Consider the following 26,833-nt stretch of genomic DNA (forward strand, 5'->3'; position numbering starts at 1 on the left):
CCCGGTCAGCCGCCGGCGTGCTGGGTCGCCCGGGTCGCCGGCTGTGGTACCCGGGCGGCGCCGTCGGTGCTGGTGAGGCGGCTGACCAGCGCGCCCGTCTCGTCGAGGGCGCTCAGGTAGGAGCGGGCCCAGGCCCGGATGTCGTGCTCGTGCAGGTGGGCGCGCATCGCCCGCATACGGGCGGTGACGTCGGCGGGGTCGGCCCGCAGCGCCGTGCGCAGCGCCTGCTTGAGCCCTTCCAGGTCGTGCGGGTTCACCTGGTACGCCTGGGACAGCTCGGCGGCGGTGCCGGCGAACTCGCTGAGCAGCAACGCTCCGGTGTCGTCCACCCGGGCGGCGACGTACTCCTTGGCGACCAGGTTCATCCCGTCGCGCAGCGGGGTCACCGCCATCACGTCGGCGACCCGGTAGAGCGCCGCCAGCTCGGCCCGGTCGAAGGGCTGGGTGAGGTAGTGGATGGCCGGCTCGCCGACCCGCCCGAACTCGCCGTTGATCCGGCCCACCTCGCGCTCGATGCGTTCGCGCAGGATCTGGTACTGACCGACGCGTTCCCGGCTCGGCATGGCGACCTGGACGAGCACCGTGTCGCGGACCTTGACGTCGCCGCTGGCCAGCAGCTCGCTGTACGCCTTGAGCCGCTGCTCGATGCCCTTGGTGTAGTCCATCCGGTCCACGCTGAGGATGACGTGCCGGGGGTCGCCGAGATCCTGCCGCAGGCGGCGGGCCCGGGCGGCCACGTCGGGGCGGGCGGCCAGGGCGGCCATCTCGGCCGTGTCGATCGAGACGGGGAACGCGCCGATGCGGACCACCCGGTCGTCGATCCCGATCCGACGGTCGGTGGCCGGCAGCTCCAGCACCCGGGTCACCAGCTGGGCGAAGTTGTGCGCCGCCTGGGCGCGCTGGAAGCCCACCAGGTCGGCCCCGAGCATGCCGCGCAGCAGCTCGGCGCGGCGCGGCAACTGCATGAACAGCTCCGGCGGCGGGAACGGCACGTGCAGGAAGAAGCCGATGCGCAGGTCGGGGCGGAGCGCGCGCAGCAGCCCGGGTACGAGTTGCAGGTGGTAGTCCTGTATCCAGACCACGCCACCCGGCTCGGCCACCTCGGCGGTCGCCTCCGCGAATCGCTGGTTGACCCGCTGGTACGCCTCCCACCAGCGCCGGTGGTGCTCGGGTTGCTCGACGGCGTCGTGGTAGAGCGGCCAGAGGGTCGCGTTGGCGAAGCCTTCGTAGTGGTCGCGCAGGTCCTCGTGGCTGAGAGCGACGGTGTGCATGTGGACGCCGTCCACGTCCGGCAGGGCGGGTGCCGGGCCGGTGCCGCCGGCCCAGCCGACCCAGATCGCCGGGGTGTGTCGCAGCAGCGGGTGTAGCGCGCTGACCAGCCCTCCGGGGCTGCGTCGCCACTCGCAGGCGCCGTCCGGGGCCTGGCTGTCGTCGATGGGGAGGCGGTTGGCCACCACCACGAGGGAACTCTGTCGCATCTCGGGCATTCCGATCAGCAGAGGACTGACCGCCACGAGCAAGGGAAAACCGGTCAGTCAGCGGGGGAAGTGACGTACAGCGGTATTCCTACTGACAGTAAGTTACACCACTGTTACGCCCCGAGTGAGGGCGGTCTCGTCCCGCGATGCGGGCCGGGGTAGGACCTGTTTCATGCCGGCCAGCTCTTATGAAACAGGCCCCTTAGACGACGGCGCCGTTGTCCGGGTCGTCGTCCTCCTCGTCACCGGGACGCAGCCGCCAGATCAGCGTGACGAAACCGGCCAGGATGCCCGTGAACCCGAACAGGGTGACCGCCGAGCGGTCGATCGGGAGTAGCGACGGGAAGAGGAAGAGCACGAACCCGACGACCACGGCGAGCGCGCCGACCAACGCGTACTTGGAGACGCGGGGCAGCGGCGGCGGCGGGGGCGGGTGGTAGGTGTCCTCGTCGTCGTCCGGCAGGTCGGCGCCGAAGGTGTCCAGACCGTCCAGCAGTGAGGGCTCGTCGTCCCGGCTGTTCCGGCCGACCGAGATCCCGGAGAAGTCGGTCGCCGACGGCAGCCGACGGACGTCGGTCGCGGTGGGCCCGGCCTCGTCAACGCCGGAGCGGGCCAGCGGACCGGCCGTCGGCTCGTCCCGCGTGTCCCGGTCGTCCCGCTCGTCCACGTCCTCCGCGGCCGGCCAGGGCCGCTCGTCGGTGGTCGAGGGGGTGCTGTGGAAGCCGGCCACGATCCGGGCCCACTCCGCGTCGATGTCCGGCTCGTCGCGGGCCGGGGGCTGCTCCGGGGCGCTCTCGTCGGCGAGCTGCGTCAGGTAGTCACGGGCGGTCCGTAGGTGCGAACGGTCGACGTAGAGCCGGTCGACCGGGCGGGCCGGGACGGTGGTGGTACGGGTGACCGGGTTGAGGTCGGCCGACGGTTGCAGGTAGGCGGCGATCCCGCCGGCGGCCAGCACGTCGAGCAGGTGCTCGCCGACGCGCGGATCGACATCGCCCACGACGGCGTACTCGCTCGCGTCGAGCCCGTTGTCCCGCCGTCCCCGGCGGGCCCCACCCGCTGACACCCGGCCATCCTCCTCAACGCGCCCTGCGGCGCGGCCACCCCTGCCCCCTCGACGCCCGTGCGCACGCCGTGCTCTGAATCGTGACACGTCAGGGGCCGGTTCCGGGAGTGCGTTGTGTCGCGTCTTGGAAAGTCGGGGGCGCTGCCGCTGGTCACGGCGGTGGCTCTTTGTCCGTTGTTGCGCGAGACGTGCGATCTCGGTGATCGTCGTCGGCCGGGTGGGGCGCGGGTGAGCTGCGGCAATCGCGCCCATGCGGCAGAACAGCCCCGCGTCGCGCGCCAAGATCCGAACAATTTCCCTGTTGTTGCTGCCTGCCCCGTGTGGGAAGCAGCAACAACACTGATGTTGCGCGGATCTCCGTGCCCTTCCGGTCCGCTGGCCTGCCTGGTCCATCCAGCCGTCCTGGCGACCGCCTGCCCCGCGTGGCGGTGGTGGGTGTCCGTCTGTTGTGGTGCGAGCGCTCGCTTCGTAGGCTCGGGCGACGCGCCCGGCACGGTGCTGTCGCGGGCACCCCACGGGAGCGGGCACACCACGGGAAAGGACGCCGGTGCTCTACTGGCTGTTGAAGCACGTGATCCTCGGTCCGCTGCTCAAGCTGATCTTCCGCCCGCGGGTGGAGGGGCTGCGCCACGTGCCGGCGACCGGCCCGGTGATCCTGGCCAGCAATCACCTCTCCTTCTTCGACTCGATCTTCATCCCGTTGATCGTCTCGCGGAGGGTCACCTTCGTGGCCAAGGCCGAGTACTTCACCGGCAAGGGGATCAAGGGCTGGTTGACGAAGATGTTCTTCGTCGGCACCGGCACCATCCCGGTGGACCGCTCCGGTGGCCAGGCCGCCCGCGCCGCGCTGGACACCCAGTTGCGGGTGCTGCGCGCCCAGGGGGTGGCCGGCATCTACCCCGAGGGCACCCGCTCCCCGGACGGGCGGCTCTACCGCGGTAAAACCGGGGTGGCCCGGCTGGCCCTGGAGAGCGGTGCGGTGGTGGTCCCGGTGGCGATGCTCAACGCCGACGAGCTCCAGCCGCCCGGCCGGCTGATTCCCCGGATCGGCCAGGTGCGGGTCCGCTTCGGCGCGCCCCTGGACTTCTCCCGCTACGCGGGCCTGGCCGGCGACCGGTTCGTCGAGCGCGCGGTCACCGACGAGATCATGTACGAGGTGATGGAGCTCTCCGGCGGCGAGTACGTCGACATCTACGCGCAGAAGCTCAAGACGCCGGTGGCCGCCTGAGTCTCAGCAGGCGACCGCCGGTCCGGTCGGGCTGATCGGCCGGCCGGTCAGCGCCAGCAGGCCCGGCGCGTCGTTGCGCAGGGCGAAGGTGCGCACCTCGGCGCGGGGCACCCGGGCGCCGGACGGGTCACCCGCCCGGGTCAGCTCCGCGGCAGCCAGCGCCAGCGCCAGCACCCGGTCGCTCGCGTCCGGGATCCGCCCGTACGTCTCGGCGGCGGCCAGGTGCAGCTCGGCCGCGCGCCGGTGGTCGCCGTCGGCCGCCGCCACCGCCGCCGTCACCGTCCGCAACGCCGCCTCCGACCACGGCGTCCGATGTCCCACCCGGTCCAGCATCGCCCGGACCCGCACCGCGGCGTCCCGGCCGGCCAGTGCGCCGGCGTACGCGGCCGCGGCGATCCACTCCCCGCTGGCCAGCGCCGGCACCGCCGACCAGGACCGTTCCAGCTCGTCGATCAGCTCCGCAGCCTCGGCGTGGCGCTCCTGCAACGCCCGACACAGCGCGGCCATGCCCAGCATCGTCCAGCGCAGCCGGTGGAAGCCGCTGCGCCGGGCGGTGGCCAGCGCGTGCGCCAGGTCGGCCGGGTCCTCGTCGTCGCGCAGCACGAGCAGGCAGCAGCGCAGCCCCCGCACCTGCATGTCCCAGCTACCGGTCGGCGTGTCCACGAACGCCTCCGCCGCGGCGAGCAGCCGGCCGAAGTCACCCTCGAACCAGGCCCGCATCGCCTCGGCCGAATAGCTGGTGGTCAGCGTCTGCCCGCTGGCCGTACGCGCCGGAGCAGCCGAGAGCAGGGCGTTCGAGCGCAGCCAGTCGCCCTCCTCGCGGATGGCCCAGGCCAGGTTCTGCGTGGCCCGGGGCAGCGCGAGCAGCTGACCGGCCCGGCTGAACTCGACGATGGCGTGCAACTCGTCCAGGCCGATCCGGTCGCCGGCCTGGTAGCGCGCGGTGGCCGCGGTGATCCGCGCGTTGGTCCGCGTCTCGGTCAGGCCCAGCCGCTCCGCGATCTCCGCCGCGGTGTCCGCCGCCGACACCGCCGGGTCGCGTTCGTAGTTGAGCATGTGCAGGCGGCCCAGCTCGGCGTACGCGTCGGCCTTCTGCGGGCTGTCCGGTAGCTGGTCGAACAGTTGGACCGCGCGATCCAGGCAGGCCAACGCCTCACCCCGGTCGGCGCGCAGCCACGCCGCCTGGCCGAGCAGCGTCCACGCCCGCGCGGCGCACGCGTCGTCGCCGTGCGCCGCCAGCCGGTCGGCCAGCGCGTGCGCCTGCTCCGGCCCGCCGCCGGAGAGGAACGCGTTGCCGTCCCGGTAGAACGAGATCTCCGTGCTCAGCAGCTCCAGTTGCAGCCGGCCCACCGGGTCGCTGTTGTCGGCCAGGCCGAGCGCCCGGCTGGCGTGGCTCGCCGCCGCCTCCAGCCCGTGCAGGGCGTACGCCCGGCGGGCCGCCCGGTGCAGCGCCTGTCGCGCGGGTCCCGCGTACCGCTGCATCTGCATGCCGAGGGACCGCGCGATCTCGTGGGCCGCCCAGCGGTGGTGGGCGAGGACCTCGGCCAGGTCGGTGTCGCGGCTCTGCGACAGCGCGTCGAGCCAGTCGGCGGCCCGCTCGTGCCGTGCCACCCGCTCGGTGCGGGGCAGCCGCTGGTAGCAGACGTCGCGTACCAGCACGTGCCGGAACCGGAACTCGGCCTGCCCGGCCATCGTCGACGCGGCCTGCTCGTGCACGAAGTCGCGCTGTTCGAGGCGGCGCAACGCGCGCTCGACCGACTCGACCGGCTGCCCCAGCGCGGCGGCCACCGCGCCCGGCCAGAACTGCACCCCGACCACCGAGGCGGCGAGCAGCACCGCCCGGTCCTTGGCGTCCAGCAGGTCCACCCGGTTGGCGATGACCGAGTGCACGCTCTCCGGCATGGTCAGTTCGAGCTGCTTGTCCAGCGACCAGCCCCGCCCCGACTGGCGCAGCGCGCCCTGCTCGATCAGCATGCGGACGTACTCGTGCGCGTAGAGGGGGTTGCCGCCGGCCACCTCGATGAGCGGCGTCAGCATCTCGGCGGAGAACGCCGCCTGGCCGAAGAGGTGCGCGTACAGGGCGGCGATGCCGGTGTCGCGCAGCGGCGGCAGGGTGATGGTCACCGAACCCGTGATCGTCCCGGCCCAGCTCGGGTCCCGGTCGACCAGCTCCGGACGGGCGGTGCACAGCAGCAGGAGGGGCACCTCCCGAGCCGCCGCCCCGAGCAGCTCCACGAAGCGCAGCATCGCGTCGTCGGCCCAGTGCAGGTCCTCGAAGACCAGCACGGTGGGGCGCCGGGCCGCCAACGCCAGCAGGAACCGCCGCCACGCCGACTCCGCCTCCTCCGCCGGCAGCGGCGTGCCGGGAAGCCCGACCAGCGGACGCAGCGCGTCGACCACCCGGTCGCGCTCACCCGGCCCGATCAGCTCCCCGACGGCGGTGCCCAGCCGCTGGGCCGCGCTGGCGGCCGGGTCGGTGTCCAGGATGCCGGCCTCGGACTTGACGATGTCGGCGAGCGCGGCGAACGTGACGTTCTCGCCGAACGGCGGGCAGCGTCCCGTCCGCCACGTCAGCGGCTCGTCTACCAGCCGGCCGGTGTGCCGGTACAGCTCGCGCAGCAGCCGGCTCTTGCCGATCCCGGCCCGGCCGAAGATCGTCACCACCTGGGGCAGCCGGTCGCGCAGCGACCGGTGCAGGGCGTTGACCAGCATCCCCAGCTCGTGCTCGCGGTCCACCAGGGGCGTGGTGTCCGGCTCGCGGTCGGTGGGCTGACGGCGCAGCGGGGACAGGGCGAGCCACACCTCGGTGGGTGAGGAGCGCCCGCGCAGGGTGACCGGGGGCTGCTCCTCGTAGCGGATCGCGTCCTTGGTCAGGGCGTGCGTGGTGCCACAGACCAGCACCCCGCCGGGCGGCGCGACCGACTGCATCCGCGAGGCGGTGTTCACCACGTCACCGGCCACGATGGCCTGCCCACCGTCGCGGGCGGCGGCCACGTCGACGAGGGCCTCACCGGTGGCCACCCCCACCCGGAAGCGCATCTCGGTGCTGCCCGTCGGCGCGAACCGGGTGAGCACCCGTTGCAGCTCCAGCCCCGCCCGTACGCAGCGCAGCGCGTCGGTCTCGGTGGCGATCGGCGCGCCGAAGAGCGCCATCACGGCGTCACCGATGTACTTCTCAACCACCCCGCCGTACTGGCCGACCACCCGTCGGGCCGCCGAGAAGAAGCCCGTCTGCATGCCGCGGACCTGCTCCGGATCGGCGCGCTCGACGTACGGGGTGAAGTCGATGAGGTCGACGAAGAGCACGCTCACCCGTCGGCGATCCTCCTGGGGCGCGACCGCGGCCGTCCGGTCGGTGCCCGGCCGGGGCGACCCGCACGAGGTGCAGAACGCGACGTCGGTGGCGAGCGGACGCAGGCAGTGCGGGCAGACAGCACCCAGCTCGGCGCCGCAGCCACCGCAGAAGCGGTCCCCGTCGGCGGCCGTGCGTCCACAGCGCCCACACTGCGCGGCGATGACACACCCTCCACTGGCGATACCGGCCACGCCCCCAGCGCCGCCGCCCGCAAGGAGTATCGCCGCCGGAAGGGCTGTCAGGTAGCGGCCTGTTGGTTTGTGGACAGTCCACCAACGGCTTGAGCGACTACATTCAGTCCGCCACATCTTCGATCAGCGACCAGAGGGGGACAGGTCAATGGTGTACGTAAAGCTGGAGAGTGACTGGACCGACGGCAAGGGCGTCAGTCACTCGGCGGGCGACTCCGTGGACGTCGACGCCGCCACGCTCGCCACGCTGCAGGCCGAGGGGATCGTCAGCGAGCAGTCCACCGGCTCGGGCGGCGACAGCAAGGGCCCGAACAAGTGGGCCGGCCCGGGCAGCCCCGGAGTCTGAACCACGCGTCGGTGACACGACGGAACGGCCGGGCCGCCCACGGGCGACCCGGCCGTTTCAGATGTAGGTAGGTGCCCCGCGTCGGGGCGGCGGGTCAACTCAGCGGTCGTTCATGCCCGCCCGACGGCGCAGCGCGGCGACGTCCGTGACGACGATCCGGCGCCCCTCGGTCCGCAGCCAGCCGCGGCTGGCGAAGGAACCGATGGCCTGGTTGACGCTCTGCCGGGAACCGCCGGCCATCTCGGCCAACTGGCTCTGGTTCAACTCGATTGTGATCATCGGCGCCTGGCTCTCGCCGGCCAGCCGGACCAGCGTCTTGGCGACCCGACCCGGCAGGTCGAGGAAGACGTGGTCGGCGTTCTGCTCGGTGAGCCGGCGGATCAACCCGCCCAGCGACCGCATCACCGCGTCCAGGATGCGTGGGTTGGAGTGCACCAGCTCCATGAACGCGCCCCGGGAGAGCGCGAGCGCCGCGCAGTCCTCGATGGCCTCGGCCGACGCGGAGCGCGTGGAGGCGTCCAGCAGGGAGACCTCGCCCAGCACGTCCGGCGGACGGATCACCGACAGAACCGCCCGCTCGCCGGTCGGCGCGGTGCGGAACACGGCGACCGCGCCCCGGCGCAGCACGATGAGCGACTCGCCCGGGTCGTTCTCGACGAACAGCAGCTGACCCTTGCGGTAGGTGCGCGGAACGGCGGCCGCGATGACACGCTGCCGCACCTCGGGCTCCAGGCCAGCGAACATCTCGACACCCGTGAGCGCGTCACCCGGCTCCGGCAGGCGCATCTCCACGGCCCAACCCCTCCCCGGTCATGGACCACACAATCGCTCACCGGGTGAACCTGATGGCCCTGACGAGGTGAACTGACACCGGTTCGGCATCCGGTAGCGGTACACATCAGATCATGACGGTCCGGTCGCTTGCTGTACACCCCTCGAAGCACTTCCGTGACCGTCGCGAGCTGCGGCGTACCCCCTGGGGCGTCGCCAAAGCGGCGTCGGCGGCCCGGGTCGCCGCCAGCCCACGGCGGACCGGCCGGGCTCGCACCCGGCCCCGCCGCGCGCCGACGGATGGCGGTGGGTGAGGATGTCCGGAATGGTCTACCGCTACTTCTACGACTGCGAGTTCATCGAGGACGGCCGGACCGTCGACCTCGTCTCGATCGGTGTCGTCGACGAGAACGGCCGCGAGTTCTACGCGGTCTCCACCGAGTTCGACGACTCCCGAGCCGTGCCCTGGGTCCGACGTAACGTCCTGGACCGGCTGCCGTCGCCGGCCGACCGGGCCTGGCGCTCGCGGGAGCGCATCCGCGACGACCTGTACGACTTCCTCATGGAGCCCGTCCGGGACCGGCCGGCCGAGCAGTTGGAGCTGTGGGCCTGGTACGCGGCGTACGACCATGTGGTCCTCGCCCAGCTCTGGGGGGCGATGCCGGCGTTGCCCCGGGAGATTCCCCGCTTCACGAAGGATCTGCGACAGCTCTGGGACGACCGGGGCCGGCCGGCCCTGCCGGACGCGGACGCGGCCCGGCACGACGCCCTGGTCGACGCCCGGCACAACCTGGCCCGTTGGCGGGCGATGACGGCGCGCTGAACGTTGGTCATACGTCTGTAGGTTTGACCGGTTCTGTCCCGGGCAACGGTTCGTCAGCCGAGCCGAGGGAGATTGCCATGAGCAACGATCCGACCAGCGTCGCCGACGCCCGGGCGCGGGTCACCGAACTGATCCGCGCCGCGCGGATCTGCATGCTCACCACCATCGCGCTGGACGGGCGGCAGGTGAGCCGGCCGATGGGGCTGCAGGAGGCCGAGTTCGACGGGGACCTCTGGTTCTTCGCCTACACCGACTCGGCCAAACTGCGCCAGATCCGGGTGAATCCGGAGGTCAACGTCGCCTTCTCCGACCAGCGGCACAACTCCTGGGTCTCGGTCTCGGGGACCGCCAGTGAGAGTTCCGACACCGAGCGCGCGAAGCGGCTCTGGAACCCGCTGCTCAGGACCTGGTTCCCGGACGGGCTGGACACTCCCGGCCTGACCCTGATCAAGGTGCACGCCAGTTCCGCCGAGTACTGGGACTCGCCGAGCAGCACCGTGGTCAATCTCCTCGGCTTCGCCAAGGCCGCCGTCACCGGCCGTCCGCCGTCAACGGGGGAGAACCGTGAGGTGACCTACTGAGCCGCCGCCCCCGGGGCGCGCTGTCGTCGCGCGCGCAGGCCGACTACAGTGCGCAGTGACGGCCCGCCCCGGGCCGGCAACGGCGCCGATGGTCTGACCTGACACATACCCTGGGGCATATCGGGCTTTACCTGATGCTCCAGGAGGATGAGCGGATCATGCGTATCGGCGTGCTCACCGGCGGCGGCGACTGCCCGGGTCTCAACGCGGTCATCCGGGCGGTGGTCCGCAAGGGCGTCGCCACTTACAGTCACGAGTTCGTGGGCTTCCGGGACGGCTGGAAGGGCCCGCTGGAGGGTCTGTCCCGCCCGCTGGGCATCGCCGACGTGCGCGGCATCCTGCCCCGGGGCGGCACCATCCTCGGCTCGTCCCGGACCAACCCGTTCAAGATCGAGAACGGCGTCGAGCGGATCAAGGACAACCTCGCCGAGCAGGGCGTGGACGCGTTGATCGCGATCGGCGGCGAGGACACCCTCGGCGTGGCCACCAAGCTGCACGAGCTGGGCGTGAACGTCATCGGCGTGCCGAAGACGATCGACAACGACCTCGGCGCGACCGACTACACCTTCGGCTTCGACACCGCGGTCAACATCGCGATGGAGGCCATCGACCGCCTGCACACGACCGCGGAGAGCCACCACCGCACCCTGGTCGTCGAGGTCATGGGCCGGCACGCCGGCTGGATCGCCCTGCACGCCGGCCTGGCCGGTGGCGCCAACGTGATCCTGCTGCCCGAGCGTCAGTTCGACGTCGACCAGGTGGCCGGCTACGTCGAGAAGCGCTTCCAGCACCAGTACGCCCCGATCGTCGTGGTCGCTGAGGGCGCCCAGCCGCTCGACGGCCAGATGGTGCTCGCCAACCAGGAGCTCGACTCGTTCGGCCACGTCCGCCTCGGCGGCATCGGCCAGTGGCTCGCCGAGCAGCTGGAGGCCAAGACCGGCAAGGAGGCCCGCACCGTGGTGCTGGGTCACATCCAGCGCGGTGGCACCCCGACTGCGTTCGACCGGGTCCTCGCCACCCGCCTCGGCCTGCAGGCCATCGACGCCGCCAACGACGGCGACTGGGGCAAGATGGTCGCGATGCAGAGCACCGACATCGTCCGGGTGCCCCTCGCCGAGGCCACCCGCGAGCTGAAGACCGTGCCCCTGGAGCGGTACCAGGAGGCCGAGGTCTTCTTCGGCAGCTGATCGACGGTAGGCGGCGCGGCGGGCACACACGGTCCGCCGCGCCGCGACCCAATTTCGAGGGGGTACGGCGCAGTTGTCAGCCGGGGTGCACACGGTCGCGGTGATCGGCGCGGGCAAGATTGGGGAGCTGATGCTCTCCGGACTGCTGCGCTCCGGATGGCCGGTGGAGCGGCTGCTCGCCACCGCCCGCCGACCGGCCCGCGCCGAGGAGCTGACCGCCCGCTACGGCGTCCGGGTGGTCGACAACCTGACCGCCGTCGACGAGGCGGCCGTACTCGCCGTCTCGGTCAAGCCCCAGGACGCCGCCGCGCTCCTGGACGAGATCGGCCCGAAGGTGCCCGCCGACAAGCTGGTCATCTCGCTCTGCGCCGGGCTGCCCACCAGCTTCTTCAACCGTCGGCTGCCCGACGGTACCCCCGTGGTCCGGGTCATGACCAACACCCCGGCGCTGGTCGACGAGGCGATGACGGCCATCTCCGCCGGCGCGTACGCCACCGGGGCGCATCTAGGCCTCGCCGAGGAGATGTTCAAGCCCCTCGGTCAGACCATCCGGGTGCCCGAGTCGCAGCAGGACGCGGTCACCGCGCTCTCCGGCTCCGGACCGGCCTACTTCTACCTGCTGGTGGAAGCCATGATCGACGCCGGGATCCTGCTCGGTCTGCCGCGCCAGGTGGCGCACGAGCTGATCGTGCAGACCGCCATCGGGTCCGCCGTGATGCTGCGCGACTCCGGCGAGCACCCGGTCAAGCTGCGTGAGGCGGTCACCTCGCCCGCCGGTACCACCATCTCCGCGATCCGCGAGCTGGAGAAGCACGGGGTCCGCGCGGCGCTGCTCGCCGCGCTGGAAGCGGCCCGGGACCGCGCCCGCGAGCTGGCCGCCCAGGCCGACTGACCACGCCGCGCGGGGGGTCACCGCGGCGCGGTAGGTGGCGCATACTGGCGGCGTGTTCACTCTCGCCCAGGCCCGGCACCTGGTGGCCACCCTGCAGCCGCGCGTCGACGAGCTGATCCGTGTCCGCGCCGACCTGGCCGAGCTGCGCGTCGACCTGGCCGACCACGGGGTCAGCGCGCTCGGCGGGCTGGCCGAGGTCAAGGGGCTGGAGGCCCGGCTGCACGCCGTCGTCGACGAGCTGCACCAGCACGAGATCCAGGTCAAGGGCATCGCGCCGGTGCTGCTCGACTTCCCGGGCGAGCGCGAGGGCCGCGCCGTGCTCTGGTGCTGGCTGGAGGGCGATTCCGACGTGCGGTGGTACCACCGCGCCGAGTGCGGCTTCGCCGGTCGTCGCCCGCTCTGACCCTCCCGCGCCGCCGCGCCGCCGGGGTGTTGATCCACTCGGGTTCATGGAAACCGCGGTGTCCGCTTGCGTCGGATGCCACGATTTCCTGAAACCCGAGTCGATCAAGCCCTCAGCCCGCCGCGGACGTCGGCAGGACCGGCCCGGGGGCGTCGAGGACCGCGAACACCACCACGTTGTCCCGGTAGTGCCCGCGCCGCCGATCGAAGTCGCCACCGCAGGTGACGAGGCGCAGCTCCGGCCCGGGTGTCGGGCCGTAGACCGTGGCCGTCGGGAACCGGTCCTTGCGGGTACGCAGCGACCCGGTCACCCGGAACGACAGCCACTGCCCGCCGCGCCACACCTGAACGCGGTCGCCGGTGCGCAGCTCGCCGAGCCGGGCGAAGACCGCCGGGCCGCGCCGCGAGTCCAGATGCCCGGCGAGCACGGCCGGACCGGTGTCGCCGGGGGCGGGGCCGCCCCCGTACCAGCCGGCCGTGTCGAAGTCGGCCGGCGGGACGAGCGCGCCCGCGAGGTCCAGGCCCAGCACCGTGAGCGCCGAGTCGACGTCGATGCGCGGCACCCGTACCCGGGTGGGTGGACCCTGTGGTCGCGGCGACGCGGCCGCCGACGCGCAACCGTCGGCGCAGCCAGGGTGCCAGGTCGCGACCGGCGGCGGTCCGGTTGTCGCGAGCCCGACGCCGCTGCCGGCGGCCAGGCAGACCGCCGCGCCGGCCGCGACCAGCGCGGCCAGCGGCGCCCGACGGTCGCGGTGCCGTCGGATGGCGGGCCCGATGCTCACCAGGTGGTGCGCCGCCGCCGACGCCAGAGCAGCAGGCCCGCCGCGACGGCCGCGGCGGCCAAGGCGCCGGCCACCAGGGGGTACGCCCCGAGCCCGCGCCCGGCCGTGCCACCCGCGCCGGTCTCCACCCCACCCGCCGGTACGACGGTGCCGCCCTCGGCGTCCTGACGCAGCTCGGCGCTGAGCCCACCCTGCTTGTCGTCGAGGACCAGCAGCGAGTAGACCGCGCCGCCGGTGAGCCGCACCTCGGCGTCGGTGCTCGGACCGCCCGCGCCGGTCAGCCGCAGCTTCCAGGTGCCCGGCTCCACCTGTTCGTAGTCGGTGGTGGTGGCGAACTGCACGCCGTCGGCGATCCTCGGGCCGTCGGGGTCGGCCACGTCGAGGACGGGCGTGCGCACCGACGCCTGCACGACGCGCACCTTGGCCCGGCCCTGCGTGGGGGCGCTCAGGTCGTCGGTGAGCACCCGCAGCCCCAGGTCGGCGTGCCGCCCGACACCGGCCACCGTGTACGCGCCGCCACTTCGTACCGCGACCTCGGTGGTCAGCACCGGCGGCTCGCTGGCGGGCGTGCCGGCTTCGCGCATCGCCACCGCGTACCGGCCCGGAGGCAACTGGAGATAGTCGGAGACCACGCCGTAGCCGACGCCGGGAAACACTCTCGGCTTCGCGGCGTCGGGGGCGGCGAGGTAGACGTCCACCGCCGGTGTGTCGGGGGAGAGGTGGGCGAGTCGGACGTACCCGACGCCGGCCGCGCCGGCGGACGCCGGGATCGCGGCAGCGAGGGAGGTGCCGAGCAGGAGCGCGCCGACGCCGGCCAGCAGCCGGCGGGACGCGGTACGGAGCGTGTGCATGTCGCCTCCGAGGCACGTTCGGTGAGCGGGCGGCAACCCACCGACAGAGTCCCGTGCGTGAGACTCTCGCGCAAGTTGTACACGCGATGTTTCTCCCCGCCGGACCCCGCCGATCGCCGCCGTGCCAGGGGATTGACAAGCAAGATCCGCGCAAGTTCGGGGAAACTGCTGCCTCAGGCCGGGCCGAGACAGCAACTACAGAGAAGTTGCGCGGATCTTGACGGCAGGAGGGCCGTCGCTCGTCTCGCGTTCGCCTATTCTCGGGCGATGCGGGATCGACGCGTGGCGCTGGTCTGGGCGGCCTTCGTCGTCGTCGGGACGGTGTCCTGTGTGCTCGTCGCGACCCGCGACGACCGGCTCTCCGACCTGCACATCTACTACGGCGCACTGTCCGATCTGCACGCCGGCCGGCCGCTGTACGAGTACCGCGCCGCGAACGGCGGGCCGTTCACCTACCCGCCGTTCGCCGCTCTCGTGCTGGGGCCGATCACCCTCGTGGGTGAGGGCGTACTCCAGGGGATCTGGCTGGTCGCGACGTGCGCGGCGGTCGTCGCCGTCGCCGCGATGGTCGGTGTCGCGCTGAGCGACGATCGGTCCCGCCGCCCGTTGGTCGTCGCGGTGGCCGCCACGGTCCTGATGCTCTCGGCGCCGGTGCAGAGCAACCTGCGTTTCGGGCAGGTCAGCATCTTCATCGTGCTGCTGGCGCTGCTGGACGGCATGGGTCTCGTCCCGCCACGGCTGCGGGGAGTGCTCGTCGGGTTGGCGGCGGCGATCAAGCTGACCCCGCTGCTGTTCGTCGTCTACTTCCTCGCCACCGGGCGCTACCGCGACGCCGGGCGTGCGGTGGCGACCTTCGTGGCCTGCGCCGGGCTGGCGGCGCTCGTGCTGCCCGGCGAGAGTTGGATCTACTGGACCGAGGCCGTCCGGCAGACCTCGCGGATCGGCAACCTGGCCTCGCTGGGCAACCAGTCGGTGCACGGGATGCTGCTGCGCGTCGGGGTCGACGAGGCGACCCTGCCCGTGCTCTGGGCCGCTCTGGTCGCGGCGATCTGCGGGGTGGCGCTCCTTCGCGCCCGCCAGTTGGCCGCGCGGGCCCGCCCCGGCCACGCCGCCGTGCTCGTCGGCTGCGCCACGGTGGCCGCGTCCCCGGTGTCCTGGACCCACCACCAGGTGTGGCCGGTGCTCGCCGCGATGCTGCTGGTCGGCGCGTCCGGCATCACCCAGCGGGTGGCCGGCGCGGCGCTGCTCGCCGCCATGGTCGTCTCGCTGGGCGCGGTACTCGGACCCGTGTCAGCGCGGCCGGGCGTGCAGTTCCTGTTCGAGAACGCCCGTACCGTCGGGACGTGCCTGCTGTGCCTGGCCGGCTTCGGCGGTGTCGCGGTCGCCGCCGCCCGGGGCAGCCGTCGCCCTGCCGCGCGACGGGCCTGGCTGCGGGTGGGCGTGACGGCCGCGGTGGCTCTCGCCTTCTTCGCCGTACAACCGCTGCCCGCCGGGGCGGACCCGACGTTCAAGGCGTACGCCCTCGACGACGTGGCCAACCCGCGATACTTCTTCGTCTGCCGGGGTCCGGCAGAGTGCGCGGCCTACGCCACCGACGCGCCGGTCACGTTCGGCACCCGGGCGGAGAAGACCAAGGTACGGGTCAACGGTGTGGTTTCCGATCGGGTGGCCCGACTGGAGTACTACTCCGCCCCGGGCGGCGCCCCCCGCAGCATCCCCCTGCTGGCGGCCTATCCGGGCACGCGGACGTTCTCGTTCCGGTCGGCCAGCATGGCGCAGGGGCGGCTGGTGGCGTACGACGTCGACGGTCAGCCGGTCGCCAGTTACGACGACGAACTGGCCGCCGCCCTCCGGAGGGCCACCCGGTAGGCGGTCACCGGAGGGCGGCGGGTGTTCAGCGGGTGGCGGCGGCCAGGGCCGCGCGCAGCTTCTCGGCGTCGCCCGGCGCCGGGTGCTGCCAGTCGGTCGGGGTGGCGGAGTAGAGCGTGCCGTACGCCGGGGTGTCCGGCTGGTAGCGCCAGCCCTCCGCGAGCGGGCCGACGTCGACCGCGTCGTACCCGATCCGGTCGAGGAAGGCCGTGACCTCGGCCTTCGCCGGCGGCGTCGTCGCCGGCGATCGCGAGAGCGCTGCGGTCGGCGGCGCCGGACGGCCGGGCGAGCGCGGCCAGGCCCGCGAAGTAGATGTTGTTGAAGACCTTCACCACCCGCGACTCCGGCAGGTGCCGCTGGAGGAGTTCGCTGCTGGTGGTCTCGCCCGAGTCCAGCTCGGGGAAGTTGCCGTCACGCTGCGGGTAGTAGTTGTTGGTGTCGATGACGACCTTGCCGGCCAGTGGCTGGACGGGGACCGCCCGGTACGCCTTGAGCGGCACCGTGACCACCACCAGGTCGCCGACCTGCGCCGCGTCCTGCGACGTGCCGGCGCTGGCCCGCTCGCCCAGTTCGTCGACCAGGTCGGTGAGCGTCTCCGGCCCGCGCGAGTTGCTCAGCACCACGTCGTAGCCGGCGGCCACGGCCAGCCGGGCCACGGTGCCGCCGATGTTGCCACTGCCGATCAGTCCCACAGTTGTCATGTTTCTTCCCAACTCCGTCCACCCACGACGCATTCCGGCCGATGCGCGAAGTTGTCCCGGTTACCGCACAACGTACTGCGGACGGACGTCGCCCGACCGGTTCCCACCCACGTACCCCCCTCAGGTGACCACCCTGCCCCGGTGATCAAGAGGTTCGCGTCACCGATCGGCCGATTCCTGACGCGAACCTCTTGATCGCCGGACCGAGGGCGGGGTGGCCGGACCAGGCCGGACCAAAGGGCCTCAGGCGGGGAGGATTTTTTCGATGGGGGTGCGGAGGTCGTCGGGCTCGACCGTCGGGGCGAAGCGGCCGGCGACCGTGCCGTCCGGCGCCACCAGGAACTTCTCGAAGTTCCAGCGGACGTCCCCGGTGTGCCCGTCGGCGTCCGTGGTGTCCACCAGCGCCGCGTAGAGCGGGTGCCGGTCGGGCCCGTTGACGTCGACCTTCTCGGTCAGCGGAAACGTCACGCCGTAGTTGACCTGGCAGAAGTCGCTGATCTCGTCGGCACTGCCCGGCTCCTGCCCGGCGAACTGGTTGCACGGCACGCCCAGCACGACGAGGCCGCGCTCGGCGTACGTGTCGGCGAGGCGCTGGAGGCCGGCGTACTGCGGGGTGAGGCCGCAGCGGGAGGCGACGTTGACGACCAGCAGCGCCTTGCCGCGGTAGCGGGCGAGGTCCGCGGGGTCGCCGTTGAGGGCGCCGATCGGGATGTCGAGGACGGTCATGGGCCCGAGGCTACGCGCCAGGTGTGGGGTCGCCCGGGGCTGGGCGTGACCGGCCCGTTCCGCGCACCAGGGGAAATCGAAACATGGACATCTTGACGGAGTGATGACGGTGTGAGTACCGTCTCACCATCTCTTTTGGAAAGTTTCCTAACAGTGCGGGAGACGCCTCATGAAAAGATCGCTCCGCCGGGCCCTCTGGGCCGGCGCCGTGGTCGCCGTGACCGTCGCGGCGGTGCCGATGACGACCGCGTTCGGCGCCGGCACGGTCACCACCACGTTCGCCAAGGCGCAGGACTGGGGGACCGGTCACGAGGCGAAGGTGACCGTGACCAACGGCACCAGCGCCACGGTCGCCACCTGGCGCATTGAGTTCGACCTGCCGTCGGGCACCACCATCAGCAGCGCGTGGGACGCCGACGTCACCAGCAGCGGCAACCACTACGTCGCGGTCAAGAAGAGCTGGGCCGGCGGGCTCGCGCCCGGCGCCTCGTTCAGCTGGGGCTACAACGGCACCGGCGCGTACAAGGCGCCACTGAACTGCACCGTCAACGGCGCTCCCTGCGGCGGCGGCACCCCGACGACCCCGCCGACCACGACCGCGCCGCCGACCACGGCACCCCCGACCACGGCGCCGCCCACCACCGCTCCGCCGACCACCGCGCCCCCGACCACCACCCCGCCCCCCAACACGGGCGGTAAGAAGGTCGTCGGCTACTTCGCCGAGTGGGGCGTCTACGGGCGCAACTACCACGTCAAGAACATCCAGACCAGCGGCTCGGCCGCCAAGCTGACCCACATCCTGTACGCCTTCGGCAACACCACCGGTGGTCGTTGCGCCATCGGCGACCCGTACGCCGACTACGACAAGGCGTACACGGCGGCGGAGAGCGTGGACGGCGTCGCCGACACCTGGGACCAGCCGCTGCGCGGCAGCTTCAACCAGCTGCGCAAGCTCAAGGCGCTCAACCCGCACCTGAAGGTGATCTGGTCGTTCGGTGGCTGGACGTGGTCCGGCGGCTTCACCCAGGCCGCGCAGAACCCGGCCGCGTTCGCCGAGAGCTGCTACAACCTGGTCGAGGACCCCCGCTGGGCGGACGTGTTCGACGGCATCGACGTCGACTGGGAGTACCCCAACGCCTGCGGTCTGAGCTGTGACACCAGCGGCCCGAACGCGTTCAAGAACGTGATCGGCGCGCTGCGGTCGAAGTTCGGCTCCAGCGCCCTGGTCACCGCCGCCATCACGGCGGACGGCAGCAACGGCGGCAAGATCGACGCCACCGACTACGCCGGCGCGATCGGCAACCTCAACTGGCTCATGCCGATGACGTACGACTACTTCGGCGCGTTCAACGCCCAGGGCCCCACCGCCCCGCACTCGCCGCTGACCTCGTACACCGGGATCCCGCAGCAGGGCTTCAACTCCGACGCGGCCATCCAGAAGCTCAAGAGCAAGGGCATCCCGTCCAACAAGCTGCTGCTCGGCATCGGCTTCTACGGCCGAGGCTGGACCGGCGTCACCCAGGCCGCGCCGGGTGGCAGCGCCACCGGTGCCGCGCCGGGCACCTACGAGGCGGGCATCGAGGACTACAAGGTCCTCAAGAACACCTGCCCGGCCACCGGCACGATCGCCGGCACCGCGTACGCCAAGTGCGGCAGCAACTGGTGGAGCTACGACACCCCGTCGACCATCAACGGCAAGATGACGTACGCGAAGAACCAGGGCCTCGGTGGCGCGTTCTTCTGGGAACTCTCCGGTGACACCAGCAACGGTGAGCTCATCGGCGCCATCAAGGGCGGTCTCGGCTGAGCCGAGGGCCGACGCACCACCCACACGGCGGGAAGGGGCCCGCACCGCCCCTTCCCGCCCGTGCCGTAGCGGCCCGGTCGACGCCACGCGTCGGCCGGGCCGCCGGCCTTGGGCGGGTCGGGTCCGATATGGCAGACTCGCGGCTCGGCAGGTCTCGATTTCCCGTTCGACGGAGGTGGTCATGCGCGCGACCCACCGTGGGCTGGCGATGACCGCCGCCGCGTTTGTGCTGCTCCCGGCCGCCCTTGCCGGCTGCGCAAGCGGCGACGACGCCGACAAGCAGGCCGACAAGCAGACCGCCACGCCCCAGCGGGCACCCGCGGAGGAGGCCGCCACGCGGTCCCGCGAGCGCGTGCAGGCGTACCTCGACGCGATGACCGCCAAGGACGTCGCCGCCGGTCGCAGTCAGCTCTGCGCGGTGTTGCACGCCGGGTTCAACGCCGCGGCCACGGGTCCCAACGGCGACTTCGCCGATCACTTCAAGGTGCCCCAGGCGACCATCACCGACGTCCGGTCCGGTCAGCGCGGCCAGAAGGTCAGCGTCTCGGTCTCGGTCACCGCCGGCAAGAGCAAGGTCACCCGCCCGCTGGTGTTCACCGTCACGCGGGACGGCGGCGACTGGTGCATCGCGAGTGAGGCGCCGGGCGGCAACCCGGCCACCAGCCCATCACTTGCGTCCCCGTCACCCGCGTCCTGACCGAGGTGGGTGGGATCGACCTCCCACTTGCCGGAACCGTCCACCTCGCCGCCCGGTCACACGCACGGTCGCCGTACGCTTTCTCTCATGCGCCATGAGTGGCATCAGCTGAGCCATCCCGCGGTGGGTAGCCCGGGCCTGCAGACCAGCCGTCCGACCGTCGACTCCGCCGAGGACGCGGCCCTCGGCCTGGACCGCTGGCGGGAGCTGCCCCGCGAGCAGGTCCCACCGTGGTCCGACCCGGCCGCCGTCGCCGAGGTCTGCAAGGTGCTCGACACCGTGCCGTCGGTCGTCGCGCCCTACGAGGTGGACCAGCTCCGGCAGAAGCTGGCGCTGGTCTGCGAGGGCAAGGCGTTCCTGCTCCAGGGCGGTGACTGCGCCGAGACCTTCGCCGACAACACCGAGAGCCACCTGCTGGCCAACGCCCGCACCCTGTTGCAGATGGCGATCGTGCTCACCTACGGCGCGTCGCTGCCGGTGGTCAAGGTCGCCCGGGTCGCCGGCCAGTACACCAAGCCCCGCTCACTGCCGACCGACGCGCGGGGCCTGCCCGCGTACCGCGGCGACATGATCAACTCGCTGGAGGCCGATCCCGCCGCCCGCGTCGCCGACCCGCAGCGCATGATCCGGGCGTACGCCAACTCGGCCGCCGCGATGAACATGCTGCGGGCGTACCTCGCCGGTGGGCTCGCCGACCTGCACGCCGTGCACGACTGGAACAAGGGCTTCGTGCGGACCTCCCCGGCGGGGGAGCGCTACGAGGCGATCGCCCGGGAGATCGACCGGGCGTTGGCCTTCATCCGGGCCTGCGGGATGACCGACGACGAGGCGCTGCGGACCGTCACCCTCTACTGCTCCCACGAGGCCCTGGCCCTGGAGTACGACCGGGCGCTCACCCGGGTCTCCGACCGCCGGGCGTACGGGCTGTCCGGGCACTTCCTCTGGGTCGGCGAGCGCACCCGGCAGATCACCGGCGCGCACATCGACTTCATCTCCCGGATCGCCAACCCGATCGGCGTCAAGCTCGGCCCGACGACCTCACCGGACGAGGCGATCGAGCTGTGCGAGAAGCTCAATCCGGACAATGTCCCCGGCCGGCTCACGCTGATCAGCCGGATGGGCAACCACCGGGTCCGCGACGCCCTGCCGCCGATCGTGTCCAAGGTCACCGCCTCCGGCGCCAAGGTGGTCTGGCAGTGCGACCCGATGCACGGCAACACCCACGAGTCGTCCAACGGCTACAAGACCCGGCACTTCGACCGGATCGTCGACGAGGTGCTCGGCTACTTCGAGGTGCACCGGAGCCTGGACACCCACCCCGGTGGCATCCACGTCGAGTTGACCGGTGAGGACGTCACCGAGTGCCTCGGCGGCGCCCAGGGCATCGAGGACCTCGACCTGCCCGACCGGTACGAGACCGCCTGCGACCCGCGGCTGAACACCCAGCAGTCGCTGGAGCTGGCCTTCCTGGTAGCGGAGATGCTCCGTGGCTGACGCGAGGAGTGAGCTTGCGAGCCCCGCAGTCGGCAGCCGAAAAGGATGGCGCCGTGGCTGACGCGTTTGTGGACCTGCGTTCCGACACGGTGACCCGGCCGACCGCCGGGATGCGCGAGGCGATGGCCGCCGCTGAGGTCGGTGACGACGTCTACGGCGAGGACCCCACCGTCAACGCGCTGGAGGCGGAGGTCGCCGCGCTGTTCGGCCACGAGGCCGCGCTGTTCGCCCCGAGCGGGTCGATGGCCAACCAGATCGCCCTGCAACTGCTCGTGCCGCCCGGCGAGGAGCTGTTGTGCGACGCGGACGCGCACGTCGTCACGTACGAGATCGGGGCCGCCGCCGCGTACGGCGGAATCTCCTCGCGGACCTGGCCGACCGTCGGCGCGGACATCGACCCGGAGGTGGTCGCCCGGATGATCCGTCCGGACGGCTTCTTCGCCGTGCCCACCCGTGCGATCGCGGTCGAGCAGACCCACAACCGGGGTGGCGGCGGCGTGATCCCGCTGGACACCCTGCGGGAGCTGCGCGGCGTCGCCGACGACGCGGGGGTTGCGCTGCACTGCGACGGTGCCCGGATCTGGCACGCGCACGTTGCCGACGGGGTGTCGCTGACCGAGTACGGCCGGCTCTTCGACACGCTGTCCGTCTGCCTCTCCAAGGGGCTCGGCGCGCCGGTCGGCTCGCTGGTGGTGGGCAGCGCGGAGAAGATCGCTCGGGCCCGGATGATCCGCAAGCGGATGGGTGGCGGCATGCGCCAGGCCGGCATTCTCGCCGCCGCCGGCCGGTACGCGCTCGCGCACCACGTCGACCGGCTCGCCGAGGACCACGCGAGGGCGGCCCGGCTCGCCGAGGCGGTCGCGCCGTTCGGGGTGCTCGCCACCACGGTCCGCACCAACCTCGTTCCGCTGGACCTGACCAAGCACGCGCTGGACGCCCGCGCCCTGGCCGCCGCCGCGCGCCAGGAGGGCGTACTGATCTCGGTGCTCGGCCCCCGGGCCGCTCGTCTGGTCACCCACCTGGGTCTGGACGACGAGGGCCTGGACCACGCGCTGCGGGCCCTACCCCGGATCCTGGCAGCAGCCTGACCCCGAGGCGGTGATTGAGAGGCCCGGGGTCTGGCCGGCCGGCACCAGCGTAACGGATAACTAATCCGCTTATGCTACGTTGGAACGGATGACCCATCCATTTCAGGGGGCTCCGCATGCGCGACAGCATCACGGTGAACGGCACCCGGCGGACGTACGAGATCATCGGGTCCGCGGACGGTAACCCCGGACGCAGTCTCGTGCTCGTCTTCCACGGATCGAAACAGACCGGGGCCAAGCACCGAAAGTTCGTCGGCCGGGCCTACGACGCGTTCGCCGAGAGCGGCGCGGCGGTGGTGGTCTACCTCGACGGCCACAAGGGCAACTGGAACGACGCGCGGCGGGAGAGTTCCTTCCCGGCCCGCACCGACAACAGCGACGACGTCGGTTTTGTTCGGGCGCTGATCGAGAAGGTGGCCCTCAGCCACGGCATCGACCCCGCGCTGGTGTACGCGATCGGCTACTCCAACGGCGGCCAGATGGTGATCCGCCTGGCCCACGAAACTCCGGTGCTGATCGCCGGTGCGGCGGTGATCGCCGCGACCATGCCGGCACCCGAGAGCTTCCTGCTCGGCGACGCGTCACCCGCGCCCATGCCGGTCCTGTTGATCAACGGCACGAAGGACCGGATCGTCACGTACGCCGGTGGTGCGTACAGCTGGTGGGCACGCTTGGTCTTTAAGGTCGGCGGCCGCAACCTCTCCGCGCCCGAGTCCGCAGCCTATTTCGCCGCCCGTAACGGCATCACGGCGCAGCCCGAAGTCACAAAATTGCCGGCCGCGAACGCCGCGACCTCGATCGAACGCACCGAGTACCGGCAGCCCGGGCACCCGTCGGTGGCGCTCTACACCGTGCACGGTGGCGGGCACACCATCCCAGGGCCGGCCAAAGCGCCTGCCGTGCTGGGCAGGACCAACCAGGACGTGCAGACGGCCGGGCTCATCGACGAGTTCTTCGCCATCTCCACCCCGGCGCACCGCTGAGGGCGACCGGCCGGACCCGTGGGTTGATCTTAGGAAGGACGGCGGCCCAGGCGGCTGAGGATGGCGATGTCAGCGGCGTGGCCCAGCTGCTTCTCGCTCGGGGTCTCCACCACCACGGGGACGCCGGCGGTGGCCGGATGGGCCATCAGCTCGGCGAACGCCGGCTCGCCGATGGTGCCCTTGCCGATGTTCTCGTGCCGGTCCCGGGTGGAACCGCACAGATCCTTGGAATCGTTGGCGTGCACCAGCCGCAGCCGGTCGGCTCCCACGGTGGCCACCAGCGTGTCGAGGGTCGCGGTCATGCCGCCCTCGGCGGCCAGATCATGCCCCGCCGCCCAGGCGTGGCAGGTGTCGAAGCAGACGCCGAGCATCGGATGCCGGTCCACCGCGTCGAGGTAGGGCCCGAGCTGCTCGACCCGCGAGGCGAGGGAACGGCCGCCACCGGCGCTCGGCTCGACCAGCAGCATCGGTCCGCCGGCCTCGGCCGTCCAGTCGAGCAGGGGCAGCAGCTCCCGACGGACCTGCCGCATCGCCTCCTCGGCGTACCCCTCGTCGACCGCGCTGCCGGCGTGGAACACCACCGCCCGCGCGCCGATGGCCACGCCCCGGCGCAGCGCGTGCGCCAGTGTCAGCGCCGACTTCTCGACGGTTGCCGGGGTGGGTGAGCCCAGGTTGACCAGCAGCGAGGCGTGGATGAACGCCGGGATGCCCCGCTCGGCGCAGCCGTCGCGGAACAGCGCGTCCTGCGCCGGGTCACCCGGTGGCAGCGCCCAGCCCCGCGAGTTGGAGACGTACACCTGCACGGCTGCGGCGCCGGTCGCGTCCAGGTACGGCAGGGCGGCCCTGGCCAGCCCGCCGGAGGTCGGGGTGTGCGCGCCCACCGGCCGCGCCGAGACCGCCGTCATCAGAAGCACGTGATGACGACCGGGGTGCCCGGAGGCACCTGCGAATTCTCCCCGGGGGCCTGGATGCGGACCACGGCGTTCGGGTTGACGGCGACCGTCACCGGGAAGCTCTGGCTCTCCAACACCTGCTTGGCCTGCTGGCAGGGCAGGTCGATCACCCGGGGCACCACGACCAGCGGCGGACCCTTGCTGATCTCCAGCTTGACCTCGGTGCCCTTTTCCACGCCCCCACCGTCGGCCGGGCTCTGGCTGAGAATCTCGTCCTTGGGCTTGTCGGAGTCCTTGAAACTCTCCACCGGGACCAGGCCGAGCTGGCCCAGTTTGGTGCGCGCCTCAGTCAGGCTCTTGCCCACCAGGTTCGGCACCGTCACCGGCGCCCGGCCACGGCTCAGGATCAGCGTGATCTTCGTGCCCGGCTTGACCTCGGCGCCCACCTTCGGGTTGCTGTCCAGGACGACGCCGGCCGGCAGGGTGTCGTCATAGCGGGCGGTGCCCTTGGCGACCACCAGTTGGGCGTTGACCAGATCCGCCTCGGCCAGCTCGTACTCCTTGCCGATCACGTCCGGCACGGGGAAACGCTCCGGGCCCAGCGAGAGGGTCAGGGTGATCGTGCCGCCCTTGACGATCTTGCTCGACGACGCCGGGCTCTGCCCCAGCACGCTGTCCTTCGGGGCCTTCTCGTCGAAGCGCGGCTCCCCGTACGCCAGGGTCAGACCGGCGCGCTCGGCCTGGGCCTGCGCCTCGGCCTTGTTCAGGCTGACCAGTTGCGGGGCGGACGTGTAGCGGCCGACGCCGAACCACCAGCCACCGAGCGCGGCCACCAGGCCCAGCGCCACGACCACGGCCGCGAAGGCCAGGCGACCCTGGGAAGTGCCCAGGATCCTGGTGCGCAACTCGGCGAACCGCGCGGCCAGACCCTCGGCGGGCTCCGGGGCGGCCCGCCGGCGACCCGGGCCCTGCGCGCCGCCCTCGGGCAACCGCGCCCAGGTCGGCCGTTGCGCCGGGCGGATCGCGGCGACCATCATCGTCGGCTGGGAGGCCGGCGGCTCGTCGGTGATCCGCCGCAGGACAGCGGTGCTGGTGCTGTTGACGTTGCCCAACTGGTCCCGGGCCACCTGGACCTCGGCCAGCAGCGCGCCGGCGTCGGCGGGCCGGGCGGACGGGTCACGCCGGGTGGCGCGCTGCACCAGGGTGTCGAGGGCCGGTGGCAGGCCGGGCACCAGCGTCGAGGGCGCCGGCACGTCCCGGTCGACGTGCTGCCAGGCGACGTCCACGGGACGGCCCCCGTCGTACGGCACCCGACCGGTGAGCATCTCGAACAGCACGATGCCGGCGGAGTAGACGTCGGTACGCGGATCGGCCCGACCCTCGGTGACCAGCTCCGGGGCGACGTACGCCACGGTGGCCATCAGTTGGTTGCCCTGCTCGTCGTCGGCGCTGGCCTCGACCGCGCGGGCGAGCCCGAAGTCGGCCACCTTGACGACGCTGTCCACCAGGTTGGCGACACCTCCGGTGGGCGCTTCGGCGACCAGGACGTTCTCGGGCTTGACGTCGCGGTGCACGAGGCCGGCCCGGTGCGCGGCGGCGATCGCGGCGAGCATCTGCTCGGCGATGGCCAGCGCCTCGTCCGGGTTGAGTCGGCGTCGTTCGGCCAGCACGTCGCGCAGCGTGCGGCCACGGACGTACTCCATCACCAGGTACGGCAGGCCGGCGTGGGTGCCCTGGTCGTAGACCGCGACCACGTTCGGGTGGGTCAGCCGGGCGATGGTCTTGGCCTCGTCGGTGAACCGGGCCACGAAGTTGGCGACCCGGGCCCGCGCCTCGGGCGCCTGGGTCGGGTGAATGATCTTGACTGCGACGGTGCGCTCGAGGCGCTCGTCGGTGGCGGTGTACACGGTCGCCATGCCACCACGGGCCACGCGACCGCGAATGCGGTAGCGCCCGTCGATCAGCGAGCCCAGCAACGTGTCGGCGACCTGTGTGTCCATCGGCAGGGAGTCTATGTGTCTAGGGGGTGGGAGTTGAACAGGATGCTACAGCCCGAGGACGTACCGGTCCGTCCCGTCATGGGCCGGCATCCCGGCGCCAGCCCTGATCCGCTGGTCACCGAGGGTCGTGCGGGGTGCCGATGGTTCCCGCCCCCGACGGCGTGGCAGGGTAATCGGGTGACCGAATCCGTACCCGACCCCGAGCTCGCCGGCCCCACCGACCCGTCCGGCTGGCTCACCCTGCCCGACGTCGCCGAGCGGCTCGACGTGTCGATCAGCAAGGTCCACCAGATGATCCGCGACCGGGAGCTGTTGGCGGTCCGCCGCGACGGCGTACGCCGGATACCCGCGGACCTGGTGGCCAACGCGACAGTCCTCAAACACCTGCCCGGTGTGCTCAACCTGCTGGCCGACAACGGCTACGACGACGAGGCAGCGCTGCGCTGGCTCTACGAGCGGGACGACACGCTCCCCGGCGACACCCCCGCCGCGGCCCTCTCCGGCGACCAGGCCCGCGAGATCAAACGCCGCGCCCAAGCCCTGGGCTTCTAACTCGAAAATCGAACCGTGCGTAGACACGCGGCAGCATCCCGCGTCGCGAAGCGGCGTGGGATGGGTTGTGGTG

Annotated in this window: 23 protein-coding genes and 1 pseudogene; 14 read left to right on the forward strand and 10 right to left on the reverse strand. The window is 72.1% G+C overall.

Going from position 1 to position 26,833, the window contains the following annotated elements; all coding sequences use genetic code 11:
- Positions 1-5: 5 nt before the first annotated feature.
- Both ACLQ25_RS17340 and ACLQ25_RS17345 read right to left on the reverse strand, forming a co-directional pair.
- The gene (locus ACLQ25_RS17340; protein ID WP_425731914.1) at positions 6-1,478 is read right to left on the reverse strand and encodes an alpha,alpha-trehalose-phosphate synthase (UDP-forming); all 1,473 of its coding nucleotides are present in this window, start codon (positions 1,476-1,478) and stop codon (positions 6-8) included.
- Positions 1,479-1,680: 202 nt separating this feature from the next.
- The gene (locus tag ACLQ25_RS17345; RefSeq protein ID WP_425731894.1) at positions 1,681-2,541 is read right to left on the reverse strand and encodes a DUF308 domain-containing protein; all 861 of its coding nucleotides are present in this window, start codon (positions 2,539-2,541) and stop codon (positions 1,681-1,683) included.
- A gap of 547 nt (positions 2,542-3,088) precedes the next feature.
- On the opposite strand from ACLQ25_RS17345, the gene ACLQ25_RS17350 reads away from it, so the two are divergent.
- The gene (locus tag ACLQ25_RS17350) at positions 3,089-3,769 is read left to right on the forward strand and encodes a lysophospholipid acyltransferase family protein (RefSeq protein WP_425731895.1); all 681 of its coding nucleotides are present in this window, start codon (positions 3,089-3,091) and stop codon (positions 3,767-3,769) included.
- A gap of 3 nt (positions 3,770-3,772) precedes the next feature.
- Here ACLQ25_RS17350 and ACLQ25_RS17355 read toward each other — a convergent pair whose 3' ends face one another.
- Positions 3,773-7,315 carry an ATP-binding protein gene (locus ACLQ25_RS17355; protein WP_425731896.1) on the reverse strand — a complete coding sequence of 1,181 codons (3,543 nt, stop codon included), beginning with the start codon at positions 7,313-7,315 and terminating at the stop codon, positions 3,773-3,775.
- Between the two features lie 148 nt (positions 7,316-7,463).
- Here ACLQ25_RS17355 and ACLQ25_RS17360 point away from each other — a divergent pair, with 148 nt between their 5' ends.
- Positions 7,464-7,661 carry a hypothetical protein gene (locus ACLQ25_RS17360; protein ID WP_425731897.1) on the forward strand — a complete coding sequence of 66 codons (198 nt, stop codon included), beginning with the start codon at positions 7,464-7,466 and terminating at the stop codon, positions 7,659-7,661.
- 99 nt (positions 7,662-7,760) lie between these two features.
- Here the strand turns inward: ACLQ25_RS17360 and ACLQ25_RS17365 are convergent, their stop codons facing one another.
- Positions 7,761-8,453: a Crp/Fnr family transcriptional regulator gene (locus ACLQ25_RS17365; protein ID WP_007463121.1), complete on the reverse strand. Its 693-nt coding sequence runs from the start codon at positions 8,451-8,453 to the stop codon at positions 7,761-7,763.
- 304 nt (positions 8,454-8,757) lie between these two features.
- On the opposite strand from ACLQ25_RS17365, the gene ACLQ25_RS17370 reads away from it, so the two are divergent.
- The 5 genes from ACLQ25_RS17370 (at position 8,758) to ACLQ25_RS17390 (ending at position 12,318) form a co-directional block, all read left to right on the forward strand.
- Positions 8,758-9,255 (forward strand): polyadenylate-specific 3'-exoribonuclease AS, encoded by a 498-nt coding sequence (locus ACLQ25_RS17370; protein WP_425731915.1) that lies wholly within the window; start codon positions 8,758-8,760, stop codon positions 9,253-9,255.
- A gap of 77 nt (positions 9,256-9,332) precedes the next feature.
- On the forward strand, positions 9,333-9,836 hold the full coding sequence (locus ACLQ25_RS17375; RefSeq protein WP_425731898.1) for a pyridoxamine 5'-phosphate oxidase family protein: 504 nt from the start codon (positions 9,333-9,335) through the stop codon (positions 9,834-9,836).
- Positions 9,837-9,994: 158 nt separating this feature from the next.
- Positions 9,995-11,023: a 6-phosphofructokinase gene (locus ACLQ25_RS17380; protein WP_357127318.1), complete on the forward strand. Its 1,029-nt coding sequence runs from the start codon at positions 9,995-9,997 to the stop codon at positions 11,021-11,023.
- A 73-nt stretch (positions 11,024-11,096) separates the two neighbouring features.
- Positions 11,097-11,915: a pyrroline-5-carboxylate reductase gene (gene proC / locus ACLQ25_RS17385; protein ID WP_425731899.1), complete on the forward strand. Its 819-nt coding sequence runs from the start codon at positions 11,097-11,099 to the stop codon at positions 11,913-11,915.
- A 52-nt stretch (positions 11,916-11,967) separates the two neighbouring features.
- Positions 11,968-12,318: a DUF2203 domain-containing protein gene (locus ACLQ25_RS17390; RefSeq protein WP_355049422.1), complete on the forward strand. Its 351-nt coding sequence runs from the start codon at positions 11,968-11,970 to the stop codon at positions 12,316-12,318.
- A 112-nt stretch (positions 12,319-12,430) separates the two neighbouring features.
- On the opposite strand, the gene ACLQ25_RS17395 is transcribed toward ACLQ25_RS17390, so the two are convergent.
- On the reverse strand, positions 12,431-13,099 hold the full coding sequence (locus tag ACLQ25_RS17395; RefSeq protein WP_425731900.1) for a class F sortase: 669 nt from the start codon (positions 13,097-13,099) through the stop codon (positions 12,431-12,433).
- Entirely contained in the window at positions 13,096-13,950 is an 855-nt protein-coding gene (locus ACLQ25_RS17400; RefSeq protein WP_425731901.1) for a DUF4397 domain-containing protein, read from the reverse strand. The genes ACLQ25_RS17395 and ACLQ25_RS17400 overlap by 4 nt, the downstream gene beginning before the upstream one ends.
- A 267-nt stretch (positions 13,951-14,217) precedes the next feature.
- Between ACLQ25_RS17400 and ACLQ25_RS17405 the strand changes: the two genes are divergently transcribed.
- Positions 14,218-15,819: a glycosyltransferase 87 family protein gene (locus ACLQ25_RS17405; RefSeq protein WP_425731902.1), complete on the forward strand. Its 1,602-nt coding sequence runs from the start codon at positions 14,218-14,220 to the stop codon at positions 15,817-15,819.
- 25 nt (positions 15,820-15,844) lie between these two features.
- Here the strand turns inward: ACLQ25_RS17405 and ACLQ25_RS17410 are convergent.
- Together ACLQ25_RS17410 and ACLQ25_RS17415 are read right to left on the reverse strand one after the other, a co-directional pair.
- A pseudogene (locus ACLQ25_RS17410) lies at positions 15,845-16,520 on the reverse strand (NADPH-dependent F420 reductase).
- A 243-nt stretch (positions 16,521-16,763) separates the two neighbouring features.
- Positions 16,764-17,246 (reverse strand): glutathione peroxidase, encoded by a 483-nt coding sequence (locus tag ACLQ25_RS17415; protein WP_425731903.1) that lies wholly within the window; start codon positions 17,244-17,246, stop codon positions 16,764-16,766.
- 169 nt (positions 17,247-17,415) lie between these two features.
- On the opposite strand from ACLQ25_RS17415, the gene ACLQ25_RS17420 reads away from it, so the two are divergent.
- From ACLQ25_RS17420 to ACLQ25_RS17440, 5 genes are all read left to right on the forward strand, one after another.
- Positions 17,416-19,053: a glycosyl hydrolase family 18 protein gene (locus tag ACLQ25_RS17420; protein WP_425731904.1), complete on the forward strand. Its 1,638-nt coding sequence runs from the start codon at positions 17,416-17,418 to the stop codon at positions 19,051-19,053.
- A 181-nt stretch (positions 19,054-19,234) separates the two neighbouring features.
- The gene (locus ACLQ25_RS17425; RefSeq protein WP_425731905.1) at positions 19,235-19,750 is read left to right on the forward strand and encodes a hypothetical protein; all 516 of its coding nucleotides are present in this window, start codon (positions 19,235-19,237) and stop codon (positions 19,748-19,750) included.
- 87 nt (positions 19,751-19,837) lie between these two features.
- A complete protein-coding gene (locus ACLQ25_RS17430) occupies positions 19,838-21,244 on the forward strand; it encodes a class II 3-deoxy-7-phosphoheptulonate synthase (protein WP_355049430.1) in 1,407 nt (468 codons plus the stop codon).
- A gap of 53 nt (positions 21,245-21,297) precedes the next feature.
- Positions 21,298-22,332 carry a threonine aldolase family protein gene (locus ACLQ25_RS17435; protein ID WP_425731906.1) on the forward strand — a complete coding sequence of 345 codons (1,035 nt, stop codon included), beginning with the start codon at positions 21,298-21,300 and terminating at the stop codon, positions 22,330-22,332.
- A 116-nt stretch (positions 22,333-22,448) separates the two neighbouring features.
- On the forward strand, positions 22,449-23,315 hold the full coding sequence (locus ACLQ25_RS17440; RefSeq protein ID WP_425731907.1) for an alpha/beta hydrolase family esterase: 867 nt from the start codon (positions 22,449-22,451) through the stop codon (positions 23,313-23,315).
- A gap of 29 nt (positions 23,316-23,344) precedes the next feature.
- Here the strand turns inward: ACLQ25_RS17440 and ACLQ25_RS17445 are convergent, their stop codons facing one another.
- Both ACLQ25_RS17445 and pknB read right to left on the reverse strand, forming a co-directional pair.
- Entirely contained in the window at positions 23,345-24,220 is an 876-nt protein-coding gene (locus ACLQ25_RS17445; protein WP_425731908.1) for a deoxyribonuclease IV, read from the reverse strand.
- Positions 24,220-26,208 (reverse strand): Stk1 family PASTA domain-containing Ser/Thr kinase, encoded by a 1,989-nt coding sequence (gene pknB, locus ACLQ25_RS17450; protein WP_425731909.1) that lies wholly within the window; start codon positions 26,206-26,208, stop codon positions 24,220-24,222. The genes ACLQ25_RS17445 and pknB overlap by 1 nt, the downstream gene beginning before the upstream one ends.
- Before the next feature lie 177 nt (positions 26,209-26,385).
- Here pknB and ACLQ25_RS17455 point away from each other — a divergent pair, with 177 nt between their 5' ends.
- Complete coding sequence (locus ACLQ25_RS17455) at positions 26,386-26,760, forward strand: Rv2175c family DNA-binding protein (RefSeq protein WP_425731910.1); 375 nt, start codon at positions 26,386-26,388, stop codon at positions 26,758-26,760.
- Positions 26,761-26,833: the final 73 nt, after the last annotated feature.

Source organism: Micromonospora sp. DT44 (genome assembly GCF_049841635.1).
In the GTDB taxonomy this organism is placed as follows: domain Bacteria; phylum Actinomycetota; class Actinomycetes; order Mycobacteriales; family Micromonosporaceae; genus Micromonospora.

What these genes read in the sequence shown, in the direction of transcription:
- ACLQ25_RS17340 (WP_425731914.1), bottom strand. Translation starts at nt 1,478, where the DNA reads ATGCGACAGAGTTCCCTCGTGGTGGTGGCCAACCGCCTCCCCATCGAC.
- ACLQ25_RS17360 (WP_425731897.1), top strand. Translation starts at nt 7,464, where the DNA reads ATGGTGTACGTAAAGCTGGAGAGTGACTGGACCGACGGCAAGGGCGTC.
- ACLQ25_RS17370 (WP_425731915.1), top strand. Translation starts at nt 8,758, where the DNA reads ATGGTCTACCGCTACTTCTACGACTGCGAGTTCATCGAGGACGGCCGG.
- ACLQ25_RS17375 (WP_425731898.1), top strand. Translation starts at nt 9,333, where the DNA reads ATGAGCAACGATCCGACCAGCGTCGCCGACGCCCGGGCGCGGGTCACC.
- ACLQ25_RS17380 (WP_357127318.1), top strand. Translation starts at nt 9,995, where the DNA reads ATGCGTATCGGCGTGCTCACCGGCGGCGGCGACTGCCCGGGTCTCAAC.
- ACLQ25_RS17400 (WP_425731901.1), bottom strand. Translation starts at nt 13,950, where the DNA reads ATGCACACGCTCCGTACCGCGTCCCGCCGGCTGCTGGCCGGCGTCGGC.
- ACLQ25_RS17405 (WP_425731902.1), top strand. Translation starts at nt 14,218, where the DNA reads ATGCGGGATCGACGCGTGGCGCTGGTCTGGGCGGCCTTCGTCGTCGTC.
- ACLQ25_RS17415 (WP_425731903.1), bottom strand. Translation starts at nt 17,246, where the DNA reads ATGACCGTCCTCGACATCCCGATCGGCGCCCTCAACGGCGACCCCGCG.
- ACLQ25_RS17420 (WP_425731904.1), top strand. Translation starts at nt 17,416, where the DNA reads ATGAAAAGATCGCTCCGCCGGGCCCTCTGGGCCGGCGCCGTGGTCGCC.
- ACLQ25_RS17425 (WP_425731905.1), top strand. Translation starts at nt 19,235, where the DNA reads ATGCGCGCGACCCACCGTGGGCTGGCGATGACCGCCGCCGCGTTTGTG.
- ACLQ25_RS17430 (WP_355049430.1), top strand. Translation starts at nt 19,838, where the DNA reads ATGCGCCATGAGTGGCATCAGCTGAGCCATCCCGCGGTGGGTAGCCCG.
- ACLQ25_RS17440 (WP_425731907.1), top strand. Translation starts at nt 22,449, where the DNA reads ATGCGCGACAGCATCACGGTGAACGGCACCCGGCGGACGTACGAGATC.
- ACLQ25_RS17445 (WP_425731908.1), bottom strand. Translation starts at nt 24,220, where the DNA reads ATGACGGCGGTCTCGGCGCGGCCGGTGGGCGCGCACACCCCGACCTCC.
- pknB (WP_425731909.1), bottom strand. Translation starts at nt 26,208, where the DNA reads ATGGACACACAGGTCGCCGACACGTTGCTGGGCTCGCTGATCGACGGG.